The 17,956-nt window shown below is 63.7% G+C and carries 16 protein-coding genes and 1 pseudogene; 7 read left to right on the top strand and 10 right to left on the bottom strand.

Features of this window, described 5'->3' with window-relative positions; translation table 11 throughout:
- The first annotated feature begins 1 nt into the window (after position 1).
- A complete protein-coding gene (locus tag OG241_RS30145) occupies positions 2–1,039 on the top strand; it encodes a glycosyltransferase (protein ID WP_405819608.1) in 1,038 nt (345 codons plus the stop codon).
- Here OG241_RS30145 and OG241_RS30140 read toward each other — a convergent pair.
- The 6 genes from OG241_RS30140 to OG241_RS30115 form a co-directional block, all read right to left on the bottom strand.
- Complete coding sequence (locus tag OG241_RS30140; protein WP_405819606.1) at positions 1,026–2,066, bottom strand: phosphotransferase; 1,041 nt, start codon at positions 2,064–2,066, stop codon at positions 1,026–1,028. The two genes, OG241_RS30145 and OG241_RS30140, sit on opposite strands and share 14 nt — an antisense overlap.
- Positions 2,067–2,164: 98 nt before the next feature.
- Positions 2,165–3,901, bottom strand: a complete 1,737-nt coding sequence (locus tag OG241_RS30135; protein ID WP_405819604.1) for a relaxase/mobilization nuclease domain-containing protein — start codon at positions 3,899–3,901, stop codon at positions 2,165–2,167.
- Between the two features lie 5 nt (positions 3,902–3,906).
- Complete coding sequence (locus OG241_RS30130; RefSeq protein ID WP_405819602.1) at positions 3,907–4,458, bottom strand: MobC family plasmid mobilization relaxosome protein; 552 nt, start codon at positions 4,456–4,458, stop codon at positions 3,907–3,909.
- A 347-nt stretch (positions 4,459–4,805) separates the two neighbouring features.
- Positions 4,806–5,600, bottom strand: coding sequence for a DUF2637 domain-containing protein (locus tag OG241_RS30125; RefSeq protein WP_405819600.1), 795 nt, complete (start codon positions 5,598–5,600; stop codon positions 4,806–4,808).
- 370 nt (positions 5,601–5,970) lie between these two features.
- Positions 5,971–7,260, bottom strand: coding sequence for a DUF3631 domain-containing protein (locus OG241_RS30120; protein WP_405819598.1), 1,290 nt, complete (start codon positions 7,258–7,260; stop codon positions 5,971–5,973).
- 233 nt (positions 7,261–7,493) lie between these two features.
- The gene (locus tag OG241_RS30115) at positions 7,494–7,733 is read right to left on the bottom strand and encodes a hypothetical protein (RefSeq protein ID WP_405819596.1); all 240 of its coding nucleotides are present in this window, start codon (positions 7,731–7,733) and stop codon (positions 7,494–7,496) included.
- A gap of 96 nt (positions 7,734–7,829) precedes the next feature.
- Between OG241_RS30115 and OG241_RS30110 the strand changes: the two genes are divergently transcribed.
- Together OG241_RS30110 and xerC are read left to right on the top strand one after the other, a co-directional pair.
- Positions 7,830–8,510 (top strand): helix-turn-helix domain-containing protein, encoded by a 681-nt coding sequence (locus OG241_RS30110; RefSeq protein ID WP_405819594.1) that lies wholly within the window; start codon positions 7,830–7,832, stop codon positions 8,508–8,510.
- The gene (gene xerC, locus OG241_RS30105; protein ID WP_405819592.1) at positions 8,507–10,039 is read left to right on the top strand and encodes a tyrosine recombinase XerC; all 1,533 of its coding nucleotides are present in this window, start codon (positions 8,507–8,509) and stop codon (positions 10,037–10,039) included. Before OG241_RS30110 ends, xerC begins: the two co-directional genes overlap by 4 nt.
- 164 nt (positions 10,040–10,203) lie before the next feature.
- On the opposite strand, the pseudogene OG241_RS30100 reads toward xerC, so the two are convergent.
- The 3 genes and pseudogenes from OG241_RS30100 to OG241_RS30090 form a co-directional block, all read right to left on the bottom strand.
- Positions 10,204–10,278, bottom strand: a pseudogene (locus OG241_RS30100) (alpha/beta hydrolase); the annotation flags it as partial.
- A gap of 389 nt (positions 10,279–10,667) precedes the next feature.
- On the bottom strand, positions 10,668–12,290 hold the full coding sequence (locus tag OG241_RS30095; RefSeq protein WP_405819590.1) for a hypothetical protein: 1,623 nt from the start codon (positions 12,288–12,290) through the stop codon (positions 10,668–10,670).
- Between the two features lie 7 nt (positions 12,291–12,297).
- Positions 12,298–12,543: a helix-turn-helix domain-containing protein gene (locus tag OG241_RS30090; RefSeq protein WP_405826491.1), complete on the bottom strand. Its 246-nt coding sequence runs from the start codon at positions 12,541–12,543 to the stop codon at positions 12,298–12,300.
- 290 nt (positions 12,544–12,833) lie between these two features.
- Between OG241_RS30090 and OG241_RS30085 the strand changes: the two genes are divergently transcribed.
- From OG241_RS30085 to OG241_RS30070, 4 genes are all read left to right on the top strand, one after another.
- Complete coding sequence (locus OG241_RS30085) at positions 12,834–13,952, top strand: hypothetical protein (RefSeq protein WP_405819588.1); 1,119 nt, start codon at positions 12,834–12,836, stop codon at positions 13,950–13,952.
- A gap of 177 nt (positions 13,953–14,129) precedes the next feature.
- Positions 14,130–15,038, top strand: a complete 909-nt coding sequence (locus OG241_RS30080; protein WP_405819586.1) for a hypothetical protein — start codon at positions 14,130–14,132, stop codon at positions 15,036–15,038.
- The gene (locus tag OG241_RS30075; protein WP_405819584.1) at positions 15,038–15,682 is read left to right on the top strand and encodes a hypothetical protein; all 645 of its coding nucleotides are present in this window, start codon (positions 15,038–15,040) and stop codon (positions 15,680–15,682) included. The genes OG241_RS30080 and OG241_RS30075 overlap by 1 nt, the downstream gene beginning before the upstream one ends.
- An 11-nt stretch (positions 15,683–15,693) precedes the next feature.
- Positions 15,694–17,424 (top strand): hypothetical protein, encoded by a 1,731-nt coding sequence (locus tag OG241_RS30070; RefSeq protein WP_405819582.1) that lies wholly within the window; start codon positions 15,694–15,696, stop codon positions 17,422–17,424.
- A 25-nt stretch (positions 17,425–17,449) separates the two neighbouring features.
- Here OG241_RS30070 and OG241_RS30065 read toward each other — a convergent pair whose 3' ends face one another.
- On the bottom strand, positions 17,450–17,824 hold the full coding sequence (locus OG241_RS30065) for a hypothetical protein (RefSeq protein ID WP_405819580.1): 375 nt from the start codon (positions 17,822–17,824) through the stop codon (positions 17,450–17,452).
- Between the last annotated feature and the right edge of the window lie 132 nt (positions 17,825–17,956).

The following is a 17,956-nucleotide window of genomic DNA, read 5'->3' as shown; positions in this document are numbered from 1 at the left end:
CATGCCGACCGTACTGTTCGCCTGGCGCCGCACCCCGCCGCCACTGCTGATCGGCGGGGCCGAGGTATCCCAACAGCTCCTCGCCGAGGAGTTCGCCGACGCGGGCTGGCAGGTGACCTACCTCGGCTCCCACGAGGCGCCATGGAACCGCGCCAGCGAACTGCCCGCCTTACGCGGGCAGTTGGGCACCCACGACGTCCCGTACGAGGTGCGCCATCAGGAAGTGCGCTACAAGTGGAACGGCGTGCACTGCCGGGCCGTAGCCCAGGACTGGATCCACTCCGCCTTCGCCACCGCCCTCGCCGAACTCGCACCCGACCTGGTGATCACCTCGCAGGAAGGCGCAGCCGACCTCGCCGCCCAGGCACGCCACACCACACAGGTGGCCGCCTGGCTGCACTCCGTCTCACCGACCAGCCTGAACGTTCTCCACGGCAGCCCGCAAACCGCCCTGGCCGTCTCCCGGTTCGTCCTGTCCCGGGCGCGCGTGCAGTCAGGAACGCGGGCTGTGCTGCTGTATCCGCCCTTCACCCGTCCGGCGCCGGGCCCCGAGCCGTCCGGGGACGCGATCCTCATGGTCAACCCAGTGCCGCAGAAGGGCGCCGCCCTGCTGCACCAGCTCATCGACCGGCTGCCCGGTCAGCGGTTCACGCTGGTCGAGGGTTGGTGGGACACCTCCGGCGACTTCGCCACGTATCCGAACGTCACCTATGCGCGCCGCACCTACGACATGAGCCCGCTCTACGCAGCTCACCGGCTGCTCCTGGTGCCTTCCACCGTCGAGGACGCCTTCCCTCGCGTGATCATCGAGGCCGGTCTGCACAGCCTGACAAGCCTGGGCGCCGACCGCGGCGGCATCCGCGAAGCGATCGGTGACGGCGGCGTGATCATCCCCGGCGACGCTGGTACGGAGGCGTGGGCCGCAGCGATCAGGGCAGCCCCCGATCCACTGCTGGGCAAGCGGGCGCGCGAGCAGTCCTTGCCGTTCACCCGACCACGCCTGCCCGAGCTCAAGGCGGCCGGGGTTATCCCGTCATAGCGGCCCGGACCTCATCCAGGCGATCCGTCCACCAGTGCAAGAGTGCCTCGTCGTCCAGGAACAGATCGTCGAAGCCGTGATCGCCGCGCTTGTAGTGGAAGCTCAACTGCCAGAAATCGGTCATCCGCTTCCACCACAGTCGGCGTACCCCGTCGGCCAGATCCTCGACGGGCAGGTCGATCACACGTCGGTAGCCGCCGACAAACGCGCTCACCCGCTCCAGATCGAACCGTCCTTCGACACCGAACTGCACCTGCGCCGTCCGCGCGACCTCCTCGGCATACGGACGCACCCGCAACCGGTCCCAGTCCAAAACTGCTGCCACCTGGCCGCCCTGCCACAGGATGTTGCGGTACTGGAAGTCGCCGTGCGTCCAGCCGTACGGGCCCACTGGTACATCGCCCTTCGGGTACAGATCGCCGTACTTCCCGAGCAGCTGCTTGCGCTGTTCCATCGCCTCGGCAACGGACCGGTCGAACGCGGAAGGGGAATCCAGGGCAGCGACGGTGGCCAGATAACGGTCCGCCGCCTCCAAAGCCTTCGCCACCGAGGCAACCTCCGCCGACGGTGGAACGGCAGGCACGGATGCGGGGGCGTTCGCAGCCAACGCGCGGTGAATGAGGCCGAGCCGCTCACCCAGGTCGGACACATGGTCCAGGGGCAGGTCGCTGCCGCGTACGTGCTCGCCGTCCACCCACTCGATGACGCAGTACCCGTGGTCTTCGACCTCGGCGACGGTGTCGCCGCTACCGCTGACCAGCGGTGTGCAGACCGGGATCCCGTCCGCGGCCAGCGCCGACAGCGTCCCCAGATTGCGGCGGGCCGCCTCCAGCGGCACGTCGATGATCTGCTTCACCGCGAAGCGGCCCCGGGTGGTACCGATCCGCCAGTTGCGGTTCATCAGGCCGTCCGCCAGGTACTGAGGCGGCTCCGTGAGCTCACCGAGATCGAAGGCGTTGGTAATCGCCGCAAGATCCCTGCTGAGGGAGGTCTCCCGGGCGTCATCCACTGCTGCGAGGTCGGTCACCCGGCGCAGGATACGCGTTCCATCCCCACACAAAACAACCTTCACGGTGACCCGCCCGGATACTGCAGGTCACTCCACCCCTGTGGTTCTGACGGGGTCTACCGGCGCTGTCGGTGATGCTGTTCTGCGGATGTCGGGGCTGCCGCTGGGGGCTGGAGGTTTCGGGCCTGCTGGGCGGGGACTGCGGCCATCATGGTCGAGCGTCGGCGGGCTGCTTCGGCGCGGCGGTTGGGTGCGGGGTTGCGGCTGGTGTGCTGGATTCGGGTGATCAGGACGCGGGCGGGTTGGCGAGCGGTGGTCAGCTCGCGTTGGGCGGCGGCCTCTTTGAGGAGTCGGTGGGGCTTGTGGCCGCCGGCTTCGGCATCGGCGAGGACGGTGGCGAGGGCGGGCCAGCCAGGGTCGGCGAGAATCCGGTCAGCGTGTTCGGGAACGGCCGCGCGTACGTCGTTGGCCAGAGTGCGACGGGTCTCTTCGTTCGGTCGGCGGGCTTCGAGTTCGGTGAGTGTGGGTGCGAGGGCGTGGTCGGCAGTTGTCTGAAGGTGCTGGACGGCTTGCCGGGCGGCGTCGGCCTGGTGGGCGTGGCCCTTCGCCTCGTGCCAGCGGCCGGCGAGGATGGCGGCCCAGACCATGGCGGCGATGAGGGCGGCGAGGACGCTGCCGTCGGGGCCGGTGGCGGTGTTGACGATGTCGCGGGCTGCGGCCCGCAGGGCATGGGCGGCGCGGTCTTCCGCCCTGATCTGAGAGCGCTGGGCACGAACGAATGCCTCGCTGGCCGCCCGCAGTTGGACGCGCAGGTCTGAGGGAGCCTTCTGAGCAGTGGCTTCCATCAGTTCCCCGAGGGCAGTGATGTGGGCCTGGGCGCGCGCATCACCAGCGTCGTCGGTGCCCGTGTCCGTGATCTCGGTGTGGAGAATGTCGAGGGCGTCGGTGGCCCGCTGCCAGGGAGTGCTGGGTCGGTTACGGCGGGCGGTGGGGTGTTCTTCGGGCCTACTGGATTCGAGGCGGGCCTTGATTTTGGGCAGGGAGAGGTCGGGAGAGATTTTGCTTCCGGGGTGGTAGATCTGCTCGCCGGCCCCATTGACGTCGCCGGGGCGGCCGACGGCATACCCGAGGAGGTCCCCTGACGGGCCGCGCCGGACCTGGACCTCGATGCCGCCGACTTCGAGGTAGGCGATGAATTCCTCGGCGTTGGTCACGTGGGGGATGGCCGCGCGGATGCGGTCCTGGAGCCACTCGGGGCTGGGCTCTTCCCAGCCGAGGCGTTCGGCCTTGTGCATCTCGGCCTGGGTGGGGCGCCGGGCGGCGGTGCGGTCGCCCTTCTTCAACCGGCGCAGCCCGTAGTCCTTCTCAATCTCGCGGCAGGCGTCACCGACGCGGACACCGCTGCCGTGGAGTTTGGGGCGGCGACCGTCTTCGCGGACGGTGGTGGCGAGGATGTGGATGTGGTCGTCGGCGTGGCGTACGGCGATCCAGCGGCAGCCCAGGTCGTCACCGGCGGGGGCGATGCCAGCGGCCTGGACGATGCGCTGGGCGATCTCGCCCCACTCTGCGTCGGAGAGGTGCCGGTCCTCGGGGGCGGCGCGGACCGGGCAGTGCCAGACGTGGTCGGTGACCGGCTTGCCGAACTCGCTGTTGCGCAAGGAGACCGGCTCGTCGAGGTAGTGACCGAGTTCGGTGAGGGTGGCATTCTCGTAGCGGCCGGGGTCGGGCATGCCGAGCATCGCGAAGCCAGCCACGATGTGCGGGTCGAAGTGCTCGTCGTGGGTTCCGCGGCCGTAGAGGTACGCGAGCAGGCCCCGGGTGTTGGCCCCGGCGGGCTTAATGGCGGCGATCACGCTGGTCAGACCTCCCGCGGGTCGGCAGGCTCGCGCAGGGCTTCGGCGATCAGCTCCAGCAGGTGGTGGAGTTCGTCTAGGCGTTGGCGTATGTCGGGTGGGGTGTGGTCGCTGTTGAGGGCTCGGGCGATCTGGTTGACGTTGACGCCGATCCGGTTGAGCTGGCGCAGGACCTGGGCGCGGAACATGTGGGTGCGGCGACGGTCCTCGGACAGGGGCAGGTTGGCGGTGAACCGGCCGGTGACGAAGGCGAGGACGATGTCGGCGGCGAAGCCGGAGTCGCCCTTGTACCCGTGCTCGGTGGCTGCCTCCTGGAGCTGGGTGTGCTCGTCGCCGGTGAAGCGTAGAGGGCCAACTCGTACGACTCGCTTGGTGCCGGTGAAGCGGCGGATCGTGGGCTGCACGCTCTTCACAGCAGGCTCGCCGGCGGCGACGGCTGGGCTGTCTACGGGGCGCAGGACGGCTTGCTGGACGGAGTGAAGCGTGTCCAGGTCGGAGCCGCCCTCGGCCCCGACTCCCTGGTCCGGCGCCCTCTGGCGCCGGTCCGTCTCCGCCACCCCCGGGGCGGAGACCCCCGAAGTCCGGCCATGAGTCGGACTCGGGGTACTACTGGCTCCGCCAGGGGCAGCCCGTCCGAACGCCTGCCGCAAACGCCCCAGCAGCGTAGGGGACTTCACCTGAGGCAGGGGATCGTCAGGAGTGCGGTCGGGGTGGTCCGGGTGGTGCGTCACGAGCGGTTCTCCGGAAGTGGTCGCAAGGGCAGGTTGGACGCCGGGGAGGAGTCGGCAAGGTGTTGGCGATCGGAGCCCCATCCACAGGCGTGGATAAACGGAGGGCGGGTGGGGCGGTGGCCGACGGGCAGGGGTGACCGGAAGCGGTTCCGGCCACCCCGTAGGGATTCCGGTCAGTTGCTGTCCGGACCTGATCCAGCAGCTTCGATTTCGGGCCGGAGGATCTCCATCACCTCGGTCTGCCGCTCACTGCCGATCGTCAATTCCCTGTCCTTGACGGCCTTCCGGAGAAGGGACCGGCTGAGCGTGCCGTGCTCAGCGATGGCGATCCGGCCGATCTCCACAAGTTCCTCAACCGTGGCGCTCGCAGGACGGCCACCGCGCGGCTTGCTCTCCGAAACCCGGACTGGTGGTTCCGGCGGCCCGGCGGAGGTGGTCGCCACCATGTCGGCGGGCTGTACGGAAGTGGTGTTCTGATGGCCCCCGGGTTGATCGACGAGCTGGTGGATCTGCCGCATCAGGACACCGAAGGCCAGCAGCGCGGCGGTCGGGGGAACCGCGGCGACCACGTAGTCGAGCAGGGGCACGGCGCCGGTGCCACCCGTGCCGCTGACACCGGCCACATTGAGCGCGATGGAGCCGACCGATCCGGCGGCCGTGAGAGCAATCGCCCCCTTGTCGGTCACCCGGCGCAGGCCCGCGCGGAGCATGAGCAGTTCGCCCGCGACGATGAACGCGTCCAGGGTCGCCGGCCAGGCCCACTGGCGGGCCGGGGAGCTCTTGAGGCCATGTTGTCCGGCGACCTCGGCGAGATGCGCGTACGAGAGCCAGAACCCGCCGGCCGTGAGGGCCACGATGACCACGCCCGCTGCGATGAGTGTGAATTGCTCGGCAGCCTGCTTGGTCAGCATCGGCCGTCCCTCGTCGAGGCGGTTGTCCTGGCGGCTGGAGGTGGAGAGCTTGGTCAAGCGGGGTGCTCCTGGGCGTTGGCGGTGTGGACCGTCTTTGCCGTCTTGGCCGTTGCAAGCGCAGGTCAGGGCAGGTACGGCATGGGGTTCGGTCTGCCGTCCCGGCCGATGCCGGAGGCGTTCTCCGACCTGTTCGGCCGGGACGGCGTAGTGGTGTGGTGCCGTCCCGGCGGCTGACGCCTTGGCCTGCGGCGATACGGCGGGGACGCACGGGACGGCACAAGACGGATCGGGACGTGGTCCCGGCCAGGTAGCGCGCTCATCATGATCGCGTTGCCGTCTTGCCCCTGGTTGCCGTCTTGTCTGCATGCCGTTTTACCTGCGAGATCACGGCAGGGACGGCAGGGACGGTCACCCGGGGGTGCGGGGCTCAGCCCGAGGCGGGGGCGACGGGCTCGGCGTCCACCGGGTGGACGGCGGGGCAGTAGCGCCGCCACGCGTCGAGGAACTTGTTGCGCATGTAGCCCTTACGCTGGGTCCCGTCGACGAGGCGGACGTTGCCGGGCTTGATGACGTACGGGCTCAGCATCCTCGCCAGTTCGCGGGCATCCAGCCCGTTGCGCCCCCACTCCGCCCACGGCGCCTCGACATCCTGGCGCAGGTGGTACAGCAGCTCGTCCGTGGAGAGGCTGTCCACCTCGCGCTGGGCGGCGAAGACCCTGCGGATGTCGGCGAGAATCCGGGCTCCGCCGGGCCGCTCCTCCTCCGCCTCGACCTCCGCGGCCACCATCCGCGCACACGCCGTACGGGCCCGACGGGGCCAGGATCCGGCAGCGAGGTCGGCGATGATGACCAAGGGTTCCCAGGTGTCGGCGGCCCGGTCCTCCACCGGCAGGACCGGTTCCACCTCCGCCGCCTCGTCCAGCAACGGTCGGGACCATGCGGCGATGCGGTCCCGCAGTTCGTGGAGCCCGGGGATATCGCGGCGGGAGCGGAAGGGCTTGACGTGCTCCCCCTGGGCGCGACGGCGCATGCGGACCACGATCGACCGGTCCATGATCGTGTCGGGCAGGTCACCGATGCCCGCGATCGCGGCCATGGCGAAGGTGGCGAACCGGTGCGGGGTGTGGTCGTTGCCGACGACACGGGTGACGTACCGGTTGCGCTGGTGGCCGGCGTTGAGCAGGCCGCGCATCTCCTCGTTCTTCTCCGCCTGCTTCGGCGTGCCGAAGATGGTGTCCGCCTCGTCCACCAGGAGCGTGGGCGGCTCCTCGGTGATCGACCGGAAGACCGCGGCCGGGCTGGTGTTGATGGTGAGCATCGGCTCGTGGACCGTCTCGGTCAGCACGTCCAGCAGCCGTGACTTGCCGCACCGTTTCGCCGGCCCCACCACCGCCAGACGGGGCGCGTGCTGCCATGCGGGCTGCAGATGTGTCGCCGCCGCCCACAGCGTGACCGCGTCCAGCGCCTCCGGCGAGGGCAGGATCACGAACTTGGCTATCTGCGCACGCAGTTCGTCCAGCAACGCCGAGCCAGGGGTCGGCTCCGGATCCGGCGCCGCCTCCTCGGCGGGCTGATCCGCCGAAGTGGCCTCAGGCTCAACGTCGTTGGCGGACGTCGGGCCTTCACTGGCGTGGTGGCCGAGTTGGCCGGGGACGGAGACGGGCGGCCACGAGGGCTTGTCGGAGTCGGAATAGGGCTCGGCTCCCGCATGTTCCACGGGGCAGCTCCTCGTCTGGCGGTGGCGGGCTTGCGCGCCCTTGCCGCCGGGTTGGTTCTTCCAGAGCCGGTCGGGGTTGCTGGGGTCTCCGGCGTTGCATCGCCGGGGACCCGCCCCCTTCTCGCGGGCACCAGGCCATCGCGAGGGAACACGGACGGTACGTCCACACCCGGCAACAGTCCAGCGCTTCTGTGTCAGCTCAGCGCAGAATGGTTTGCTACTCTGCCGCCCCATCACGCCGCCAGGCCCAGCAGATCGTGCAGATCCGCGGTCACGACCCGGTAGGCGTTGCCGAGCTTCAGCACCTTGCACGGGTACTCGCCCCGCTTAGCCAGCTCGTACCCCTTGCTCCGCCCGAGCCCCAGAGCACGGTTGCCTGTTTCCAGGTCAACTGACACAGGGAGGGCAAGCAGCTCTTCCCGACTCATCCCCTTCGAGCCCGTCATCCGCCCGGCCGCCACGTCTTCGCGCATACAGCGCGCCCCTTTCGGTACAGCCCTCGGTGAACGTGACCGTCACGTTCGACTCCAGGCGTCTACCTACCAGGATGACCAAGCTAATGTGTCTGCATGACACAACGCAGTGTGGATGCTGATGAGGACGATGTCCCGGAGTGGGCGGACCGGATCAAGGCCAACATCGCCGGCGAAGTCCGGCGCAGAAGAAAGGAGATGGGATGGAGCGCACAGGACTTGGCCGACGCGTGCGAGCAACTCGGGCATCCCATCCCTCGCAACGTCATCGCCAACATGGAGTCCGGCCGCCGGGCCAGCCTTCCCCTGGTGGACGTCATGGTCCTGGCCGCCGCCCTGGAGACGTACCCGGTCTGCCTGATCTTCCCGGTCGGCTACGTCGAGAGGACCCAGGAGCTTCCCTTCCAGGGCCTCGTGCCCACCTGGGACGCCCTGCGGCGCTTCACCGGCGACGAGGACATGCCCTTGTACGACGCGGGGCTGGTCCCCGACTTCGAAGCGCATGCCAGCCTCGTACGCACCGCACTGGCCGCCCTCGAAGAGGAAGAACGGGCGCGGTTCGCAGTCAAGACGGCGACCAACCGCGCCCAGCAGGAAGAAGCCGAGCGCAGGCGGACCAAGTACGTCGACGAGGCCGTCTCCGCCAAGTACAACCTCCGCTACCTCCGCCGCGACATCCGCGACGAAGGCGCCACCCCACCCCGCCTGCCACCCGCCCTGGGCGACGTCGACCCACCCGAACCCAGCCCCAACACCACCCCGGAGGAACGCCTTTGAAGGGCTCCACCCACCGCCGCTGCTACTGCCGTGACCCCGAGACTGGCAAGCCGCTCGGCAAGAACTGCCCCAAGCTCTCCAGCCGCAAGCACGGCTCGTACTCGATACGCCAGGAACTCCCGCCGACCGAAGACGGCGCCCGCCGCTCCTTCAGCCGCGCCGGCTACGAGTCCCTCAAGGCCGCGCAGACGGACCTCGACCACGTCCGTTCCTTGCTGGCGCTGGCAGAGAAGGACGACCCCGACAGCCTCCGGCGCCTCGTCGACATGCTGGAGAAGGTCGCGGTCGAGAAGGCCCCGCTCCCAGCCATCGAGGAGACTCGGCGCCGTCTGAGGGCGGGCCTGGCCCTCCGTGGCAACCTCACCGTCGGCGAGTGGCTGGACCAGTGGTTCGCCGCGAAGAAGCGCCGCAAGACCACGCTCAACGCCTACGCCTCCCACATCCGCGTCCACTTGAAGCCGCGCATCGGCCACGTACGCCTCGACCGGCTCAACGTCGGCCACCTGGTGGAGATGTTCGACGCGATAGCCGACGACAACGAGGTGATCTCAGCCGAGAACGAGGCCCGCCGCGAGCAGATCGCCCGCTGCAAGCCGAGCACGCCCGGTCGCCCTGTCGGGGCGGAGCGGAAGCGGCTCGCCCCCGAACGAGCCAAACTGGCAGAGATGAAACCGTTCCGGAAGATCACCGGCCCGGCCACCCGTCAGGCAATCCGCCGTACCCTGCGCGCGGCCCTGAACTCCGCGATCGCCCAGCAGCTGATCACCTTCAACCCGGCGTCCCACGTCGAGTTGGAGTCCGGCAGGCGCCCGAAGCCCCTCCTGTGGACCGATGAACGCGTCCGGCGGTGGCGAGAGACCGGTCAGATCCCCGGCCCGGTCATGGTGTGGACGCCACAGCAGTTCGGCGCCTTCCTCGACGCAGCCGAGGGCGACCGGCTTTACGCGATACTCCACCTCATGGGCACCCGTGGCCTCCGGCGCGGCGAGGCGGTCGGCCAGGACTGGCACGAGATCGACCTCGACGTCGGCCTCATCACTCCCGCCAAGGAGATCGTGGTGGACGGCTGGGACATCTACGAGTCAGAGCCGAAGACGGACGGCAGCGCGAACACGATCGCGCTCGACAGCACGACCATCTCCGAACTGCGCGACCACAAAGCCCGCCAGGAGAAGGAGCGCGCGCAATGGGGCACTGCCTGGCAGGACACGGGCAAGGTCTTCACCAAGGAGGACGGCTCCTGGCTGCACCCGGGGACCGTCTCCGAGACCTTTCGCCGCATCCTCGCCACGACCGACCTGCCGCCCATCACCCTGCGGGACCTACGCCACGTCACCGCGACGCTCACGCACGGAGGTGGCGGCGACATCCACACGGTGAAGGAGACGCTGCGACATTCCACCATCACGCTGACGTCTGACACGTACACGAGCTTGTTGCCTGAGCTGGACCGTGAGATCGCGGAGAAGGCAGCGAAGCTGATCCCCCGGTCGCGTCCGGCAGCCACCGATTCGCCTGCCACAGAGTGACTCAATGAGGTTCCTCGTAGCGTGGAGTCGTGACAGCAGGGGAACCTCACGTAGCCCTTTGTCGTCGACTGCGCGGCGGCTTGGTCGGTGAGGTGGTCGTCTACCCAGAAGGGTCGGTTGTCGATGGTGCGCCGCTTGTAGTTGAGCTGCGGGTTGAACAGCACCAGCCGCGTGATCTCCTGCGGCTGCTTGGCGGCATAGTAGGCGCACACCCCGCCGGTGAAGCTCGTCCCGAGCAAGGACAGTTCGCGCGCACCGGTTGCTTCCCGGAGGTAGGCCAGCGCAACGCGGATGTCGTTGAGGATGCTGGACAACGAGAGGTCTTCCTGACGACCCTAGCTCTGCCCGTGGCCGCAAAGGTCGAAGCGCAGGGAAGCAACGCCCGCGTCGGCCAGGCCGTCCGCAAGACGCGTGAAGAAGCCGCCCTCTTCGCGAGTGACGCCGCCGCCGTGAACGAGCACGATGGCCCGAGAGCTTGGCTGTCCTGGCTCAACCAAGATGCCGGCGAGGTGGAGACCGTCGAGGGGGCGGACTGTGACGCGCTCGCTGGTGGGCATAGGAGTCAAGGGTAGGACGGTCGGTTCGGCGGATGACAGAGGGCACCCAAGGCTTCGGGAGTGGCAAGCGGCTACATCAGAGAAACCGATGCAGACGTTTCGTCGCCGGGCACGATTTTCACAGCAACCGTATCTTCAGGATCGGAGTCACCGGCAACGTCGGTCAGGGAATCCAGTTTTGCCGAGGCGTACGTCCTGTTGAGGCATCCCAGGTCGTAGGAATCCTCGCCCAAGTGAAGGACTAGTTCATTCTTTAGAACGAGGTTTTGGACGGTGTCACCCTTTTGGAGCTGCTGAAGCTCAGAGGTTCCCAAACTTGCCCGCGGGATCGTGAAAGACACGTAATCCCATTGCTCAATGGTCGTCTCGCTCGTTAGGTGCCGGTGAACTTCTTTGATTGACTCGAATTCTTCATCGGTCAGGGACTGAGGAATCGGAAAGTACACGCCGCTGATGCGCTGAATGTCGTCAAGGACACGAAGAAGTTTGACCGACTCCTCAATGTTTGGGGTTGAGGCGGGTAGATCCATTGGCGGACCAATTTCCTTGCCATTAAGCACCAAGGTTGCGCCACGGCCCTCTTTCGCCTCTGCTAGAAAGCGGACGACTGGCAACAGGATGCAGGGCAAGCTGCGCTCGGGCATGTGGAACGAATAATTGATTCTGGCGTGATGGATAGACACGTCGAACCGCGCTACAACCTTCGCCGCGCCACCGAGGTCTTCGAGCTTCAGCTCGATGCCTCTTCCACCCGATGTCCGTTCTTTGGCTTCGAGCGGGAGGTGAGCCTTGATAACTCCTTGAGCATCCCGAATCCGGAGCGCGAAACGTGCGTCTGCCAGTGGAGTGTTGTCAATGGCGCCGCCGACACGGAGTTCACCACCATCGAAGTTTCCGCCAAAATCAGCGGGTGCATCGATGGAGAAATTCTTCACGAACTCACTGGGAACGACAGTGGCTGTGCCATAGTCAAAACTATCCTGTAGCGCCTGCGCAGCTTTCTTTCCGTCTTCAGTGTCGGGGAAGCGAAAAATACCACCGACCCGAATGGGGCGATCCTTCTCGGCGCCAGGGTATCGGGGATGAGTTGTGACGTTGACGGAGCCGTCGGGCTGGATACTGAAACTGAACTCATAGTGCGGATCGAGCGAGTTGAGGCGATCCTTGAGCGTGCGCACACGATCTACTAGATCAGTAACACCACGAGTAAGGGCGGCTTGCTCTTGGTTAATCTCCCGCATCATGCTAACGATCTCGTCGTTGCTGCCTTCTAGGTAGTAACGCGGGAGCTCCGGGTGCGAAGCAATCTGGTTGTCGAGCCAATCCTTCCCACGCCAGACACAGGGGAAGGGATACTTAGCAATCAAATCGTTGAACCACTTGAGTTCGCCATCAGTGTGGTTGATGGGAACCACCAGGTTCCAGGCTACTGGGTTGTGCTTGGCGGCATTGTTAAGAGAGTTCTTGACTTGCCTCCTCCTGCCTGACTTTTCGTCCAGGCGTCCGGTAAAGCTCTTCAACTCGAAGATTTCCAAGCCGGTAGGCAGGGGAAGCTGAACATCGCGGCCGTCATCGCCACCGGATCCATCAATACGTTGTGCCTGTGGATGGAGACGACTGATGAGGACGGAGACCATGTCTTCGTAGACATTGGATCCGAGCCGCTCGTCGGTCCAGTCAACCCTGTTCTTCATGCCGCCCTCAGTCCTTGCTGATCCTGGCCTCGCCCGGCGCCTTCAGCCCCCGCACCAGTTCTGACGCGTCCACGCCGAGCGCCTCGGCCAACTTCAGGATGTTGTGCAGGCTCACGTTGCGCTGACCGCGCTCGACCTGCCCAATGAACGTCCAGTGCATACCACTGTCGTCGGCAAGGCGTTCCTGGCTCTTGCCGAGCTCGTTCCTACGGGCGCGTACCCGGGCACCGAACGTCTCTGCTGCGTCCGAGATGGGCTATTTTGCCATGGCAAGCCCTGGCTCATATGTCCCAAGCCTCAAGATCCAGAGACTTTGCATCCCAACTGTCTGCATCCCACGACTATGCGGCTTGTGATGCGTTGCGTAGGACGGGCCCGGGGAGATGGAGGAGGTGGTGGCCATGCTGCGCAACAACGGTGGTGGCGGTGGCACGGTCCGCTAGCGGCTGGCGCTACCAAAGCACCCCGGGCGTCCACCTGCCGGGGTGCTTTGCGCGTCTTCAGTATTACTCTGGGCTGCACATTCGTTACAATTGATCTTGTATGCAGGGCCCGTTACAACGTCTCTATCGCACCAAGCTCGCTCTCCTCGCAACCGTCGTCACGGTTGTCGGTATTGCCCTCATGGTCTTGGCACACTGGGCCGCCGGCCATGTGGGTTGGAGCTGGTTCAACGACCTTCCCGTCTTGGGTGTGGGCTCGGCCCTGTTCACCACGGGCCTGATCGCCATCCTTTTCGAGTACATCGACCAGGCCGACGCCGAGGTGCGAGCCAACCAGCGTCTCCGCAAGGTGCTCTCGGAAGAGGCTCCGGCTATCCGGGATGCGGTGGTCGACGGCTTCGCCTTCGCTCCCGAGTCGCTGACGAACGTTGCTTCGCCCAAGACGCTCGATCGCATCGTCGAGAACACCTTGTCCATCCAGCTCGGTGACGCTGAGCTGGCCGCCGACGTTTACCTCGACCTTCGGCAGCAGGTCATCGGGGCGCGACAACGGTGGTACGACGCCCATGTGTCGGTGGCGTTAGCACCGTGGAAGGACGGGCCTGCCGTGGGCAAGGGCTCAATGTTCGTAGCCACCCTTCAGTGGGAGTACCGCTTCACGCCGTTAAATCCCACACTGCGCTTCTCGTGCGTATCAGACCTGGACGCCTTCCGGGAGCTGTCGAGTGACCCCGAGTTCACAGAAGCCTGGTACTTCCAACCGATCAACGGGCTTGACGCCGGATCACCTGAAGCCTTCGAGCTCGTGTCCGTCACCGTGGATGGCAAGTCGCGCCCGGTCCGCCGGAGTAGCCGGAAGGAGGGCCAGCTCTTCAGCGTGAGCCTCGGGGCCAAGGCAGAACGGGGCAAACAGGTGTCGCTGACGTACACCTATCGCGCCTTGGTCCAGCAACACGGACACGTACTGCACCTCGATCTCGCTCAACCGACCAAGGACTTCGCGGCTGAACTTTGGTACGGCGATTGCGGTATCCGGCATATGAACGTTCTGGACTACCTGTCTGTGCCTCGCCAGTCGCGCGTGGCTGAACTGGCCGCAACCGACCCATCACCAAGCGTTCAGGTGACATATCCAGGCTGGACGTTTCCCAAGGGAGGCGTGGCCTTCGTGTGGGTGTTGGAGCGGGAGATACAGACGGTCTCCGGTCGACAGAAATGATCACAGTCGGTCAAGAAAGAGAGTGGTCTACTCCTTTTGTCTGCCCCGAGTCTGACGGAGCGTGAGGAACTGTCAGTGTCACCGGCTAGCGTGGCGACGTACCGGGTACGAAGATCACAGGGCCGAGGCGTACGAGGTAGCTCCGGCCGTACAGCAAAGCAAGAACGAGGAATAGTTATGACAGCACTGGAAGAGAAGCTGGCTCGCTACAGAGCGCCCTCCAGCGACACCGAGCAAGACAAGCAGCAGCGAGCTGAGCGCATGGTTCGCAATGCGGTTAATAGCTGGAGCGGCTTTAACGACATCGGCATCAAGTTGCTGCCGAAGGGGTCGTACAAGAACAACACTAACGTCCGTGCCGACAGCGATGTTGATATCGCTGTAGTTCACGAAGGGTTCTACTACTACGACGATAGCGCCTTGTATGACCATGACAAGATTCATGGTTCGGTTTCCATGAAGCATTTCGACGGGCCAAGCTTCCGTCGTGAGCTCGAAAGGGCGATGCGCGATGCATATGGAAGTGATTGCGACACGTCAGGCTCCACTGCTATTGAAATTTCGGAGAACGGTGGTCGCGTCAAGGCCGATGTCGTTCCTTCATTCCATTACCGCCATTACCACTATGACTTGCTCGGGAAAGTAACATACCGCGAAGGTACGAAGACATGGCGCACGAATGGCGAGTGGGTCATTAATTACCCCGAGCAGCAGTATGCCAACGGTGTCGCCAAGAATAACCGCACCGGGACGCGCTACAAGCAGATGGTTCGCATCCTCAAGCGCGTGGAGAACGACTTGGCAGCTTCGGGGCAGATTGAGGAACTGCCGAGTTACTTCATGGAGTGCCTGGTGTATTGCACGCCAGATGGGCGCTTCAACCATGAAGGAAGGACACCACTGACAGATGACATCACGGCGGCGCTTGCCTATATCTGGAATGAAACGAAGGCTGGAGGTTCTGCCAAGGACTGGCACGAGCCGAACGGCATTAAGCCGTTGTTTGGCCCGGGGCAGAAGTGGTCCATTGAGAAAGCGAACAAACTAGCTCTGAAGGCGTGGCATAACCTGGGGCTTGGTAACTGATGGAAAATATCAAAGTCCGTGTCGGCATAGGCATTGCGGCGTTTGTTGGACTAGCTCTCGCGCTACTCGCCGGCCAGGGGTTCTCTCAAGTACCCCTCCGTATCTACTCTATTGCCGGAACGCTTGCGGCTCTAGTGTTCGCTCTGTGGGAACGATTCATCTGGAAGTGGAAGCTGGTGCGATATTTCACGGGTGTGCCGCTGATTACTGGAACATGGCGTGGTGAGCTAGTTTCTTCCTATATACGTCCTGATGGCTCGAATGTGCCGCCGATTCCCACCGCTATTTATGTTTCCCAATCGGCATCCAAGTTGACGGTTACACTTTTCACGGGGGAGTCCAAGTCGATTTCTGAGCATGCAAAGCTCATACACGACCCCGATGGCCGGTGGCGACTCAGTTGGCAGTATGTCAATACCCCTCGTCCTGGTGTGCGTGATCGCAGCGAGCGGCATAAGGGGGCGGCTGAGGTGTACATCGGTTCGCAGCCCGAGGAAGGGCTTGAAGGGGCGTACTACACCGATCGTCGGACGGATGGTGAGCTTCGTTTTGTTGAATGGTCTCAGGCCCGGTACAGCAGCGCCGACTCTGCGCTTGCTGCGGATGGGTTCAACCATGCGACACCTTTCGTTGGGGACAAGTAGAAGGAACACGAGTGGACGAGTATGTAATTGAACAATTTATGTGGAGTTATCAGCCTCACTTTCGCATAGGTGTGGAGGTCGCGGCTAAGTTCGCGCTTGAAGCAATCGGGTTTTTTGGCGAACCTAAGGTGATACTCATTGGATTCCAGGTCGCTGGCGAACACAAATTTGAAATATGCATCGAGCCCGAGAATGGCCCCTACGCACCTTTAGATTTGCAGGATGTGGTGAGGCGAGGTTCTGAACTCTATGCGGCGCATCCACGAAGCACCATGATTCATTCCGTAGCTCACCACCATGAGCAGCAGCATCGACAGTTGCGAGACCAAATGCGCGCCAAGGCGATTGAGGAGGCGCTGGCTGCCAATCCTGTTGGCCGGAATCAGAGCTTCTTTGCAAGCGGGTCCGTGCGTGTAGGTGACTACGAAGTACATACAGTCTTAGGTGTTCGCAAAGATGCCCTGGAGTGTGTTCCTAAGATTGAAACAGAAGAGATCGGAAACTTTCCAGTATTTCGTTCCCTCGTGCATGCTGTCATCGATGAAGTGATTAGACATGCTAGGCGTGCGTTGTATATTCCGGACGCTGGGTCGGGTGTAATCTCTGCAAGCACCGACGAGATAGTACGAAGCGCGACTGAGTCTATGGTTCGATCAATCCTTTATTGCACGGGCTTTTGGTTTGGTGGCGACAATCACCTTCTCATGAGTCGGCTATCTGCCTTGCCGTACGAGGGGCGCTCCGGCTCTGGAAGGATTATAATTTCGCGGCCAGAAGACCCGGCGGTTGAGGTTTTTGTGAAACTTCGCGACCAAGTAGAAATGAAAAACACTTCAGCGATTAGAAAGCTTCTTGAGGCGAGCGGAACTGAAGCTGACCTACTGTCTGACGGGCAATTCGTCTATGGCTTGGGTGTAATGCGGCCGGAGTATGATGTCGCTAGCGAAACAGTTCTCGTTATTGGTGTTACGCAACGCGGCGTTTGGGAACTGTCGCATGCTGGAATTGCACTGCTGACTGTTCAGGATGGTATACCTCATTTGCCAACTCCTATGCTCAATGAAGATTATTTTGAAGACTTGGTAGAGCGCTTCTTCCCAGATGCTGAATTTAGTGCGCTCTTGTCTGCGGCCCGTGCTGCTGGCGACCACAGGCACGGCGCGATGCTCATCATCTCAGCTGACGCCATTGAGGAAGCGCAACGTCTGTCACCGCAAGCATGGTCTATTGAACCGACCCTTCTCACTGCGGGTCTGCTTACACAACTTACGGACATGGACGGCGGTGTGCTCGTAGACCCGCAGGGTCGTTGTCATGCTATCGGCGTGATCCTGGATGGTAAGGCTCAGGGGAAAGGCGATCCGGCTCGCGGTAGTCGATTCAATAATGCCGTCCGCTATTTGGGTAGTAACCCACCTGCGACAATTGTGATTGTCTATAGCGCGGATGGCACCATCAATATTCTTCCGCAGCTACATCCCCGGGTTGATAAAGCTGTGGTGACGAGTGCAGTTGACGATTATCTTGCAGCCGCTTCCACTGATCCCTTGGATGTGCACGAGACAAGCAACGCGTGGGATGTGGTCAAGTTGCTATGCTTCTACCTGTCTGATCAGCAGTGTGAGATGCTAAATCAGGCACGCGTGAGGGTGGATGAATGGGAGGAAAAGAACCTCAATTTTCGGATCGTTAGGTCTGACTTGATAGCAAACCCCGACATGAATGATAGCTACTGGCTTTGATGTCGACGTGTTGAGGCGTCCCATTCTATGAAGTCTTCCATCTACCGCCTCGACTAGTAAAGATTGCTTCAGATGCAGTATCGCCCGAGGTGGCCCCTTCGCTCGCCTTGGTACCTAAGACCCCGGCTATGGCAGCCCGCCGCTCCTGAAGCCTCTTCTCCTCGGCATCCAACTCGGCCATGGCTTTTTGTTGGACAGCTTCGTCGGTGAGCGTTTTTGCTACCCAGCCATTGAGGGCTTCCACGCCAACGTCGTTCACGCTGTGCCCGGTGACGCCAGGTAGACCCTCGATCTGTTCCCGAAGCACCGGATCGATGCGCACGGCGAAGGCGGCGACCTTGCGTTCTTCTTCCGCCGCTGCTGAAACCTGTGGTTGCGCATCTGGTTGTTGTTCGCTCATTTGAAGCTCCTTGCTGTTAGTGGTTGATGCTGTTGGTTATAGCTATGCGAACGTAAGATCTCGTCCGCAATGGAAAAGAAACAACCATCCCCATCTGTCAAGTCGCGACAGATGGGGATGGAATAAAGGGCA

The organism is Streptomyces sp. NBC_01390 (assembly GCF_045040105.1).
GTDB lineage: Bacteria > Actinomycetota > Actinomycetes > Streptomycetales > Streptomycetaceae > Streptomyces.
Note: the sequence above shows the minus strand (reverse complement) of the source record. Positions and strands in the feature narration are given on the sequence as shown.

Coding starts and splice junctions, on each gene's coding strand:
- OG241_RS30145 (WP_405819608.1), top strand. CDS start 2: ATGCCGACCGTACTGTTCGCCTGGCGCCGCACCCCGCCGCCACTGCTG.
- OG241_RS30115 (WP_405819596.1), bottom strand. CDS start 7,733: ATGCGCGAAGACGTGGCGGCCGGGCGGATGACGGGCTCGAAGGGGATG.
- OG241_RS30110 (WP_405819594.1), top strand. CDS start 7,830: ATGACACAACGCAGTGTGGATGCTGATGAGGACGATGTCCCGGAGTGG.
- OG241_RS30095 (WP_405819590.1), bottom strand. CDS start 12,290: ATGAAGAACAGGGTTGACTGGACCGACGAGCGGCTCGGATCCAATGTC.
- OG241_RS30085 (WP_405819588.1), top strand. CDS start 12,834: ATGCAGGGCCCGTTACAACGTCTCTATCGCACCAAGCTCGCTCTCCTC.
- OG241_RS30080 (WP_405819586.1), top strand. CDS start 14,130: ATGACAGCACTGGAAGAGAAGCTGGCTCGCTACAGAGCGCCCTCCAGC.
- OG241_RS30075 (WP_405819584.1), top strand. CDS start 15,038: ATGGAAAATATCAAAGTCCGTGTCGGCATAGGCATTGCGGCGTTTGTT.
- OG241_RS30065 (WP_405819580.1), bottom strand. CDS start 17,824: ATGAGCGAACAACAACCAGATGCGCAACCACAGGTTTCAGCAGCGGCG.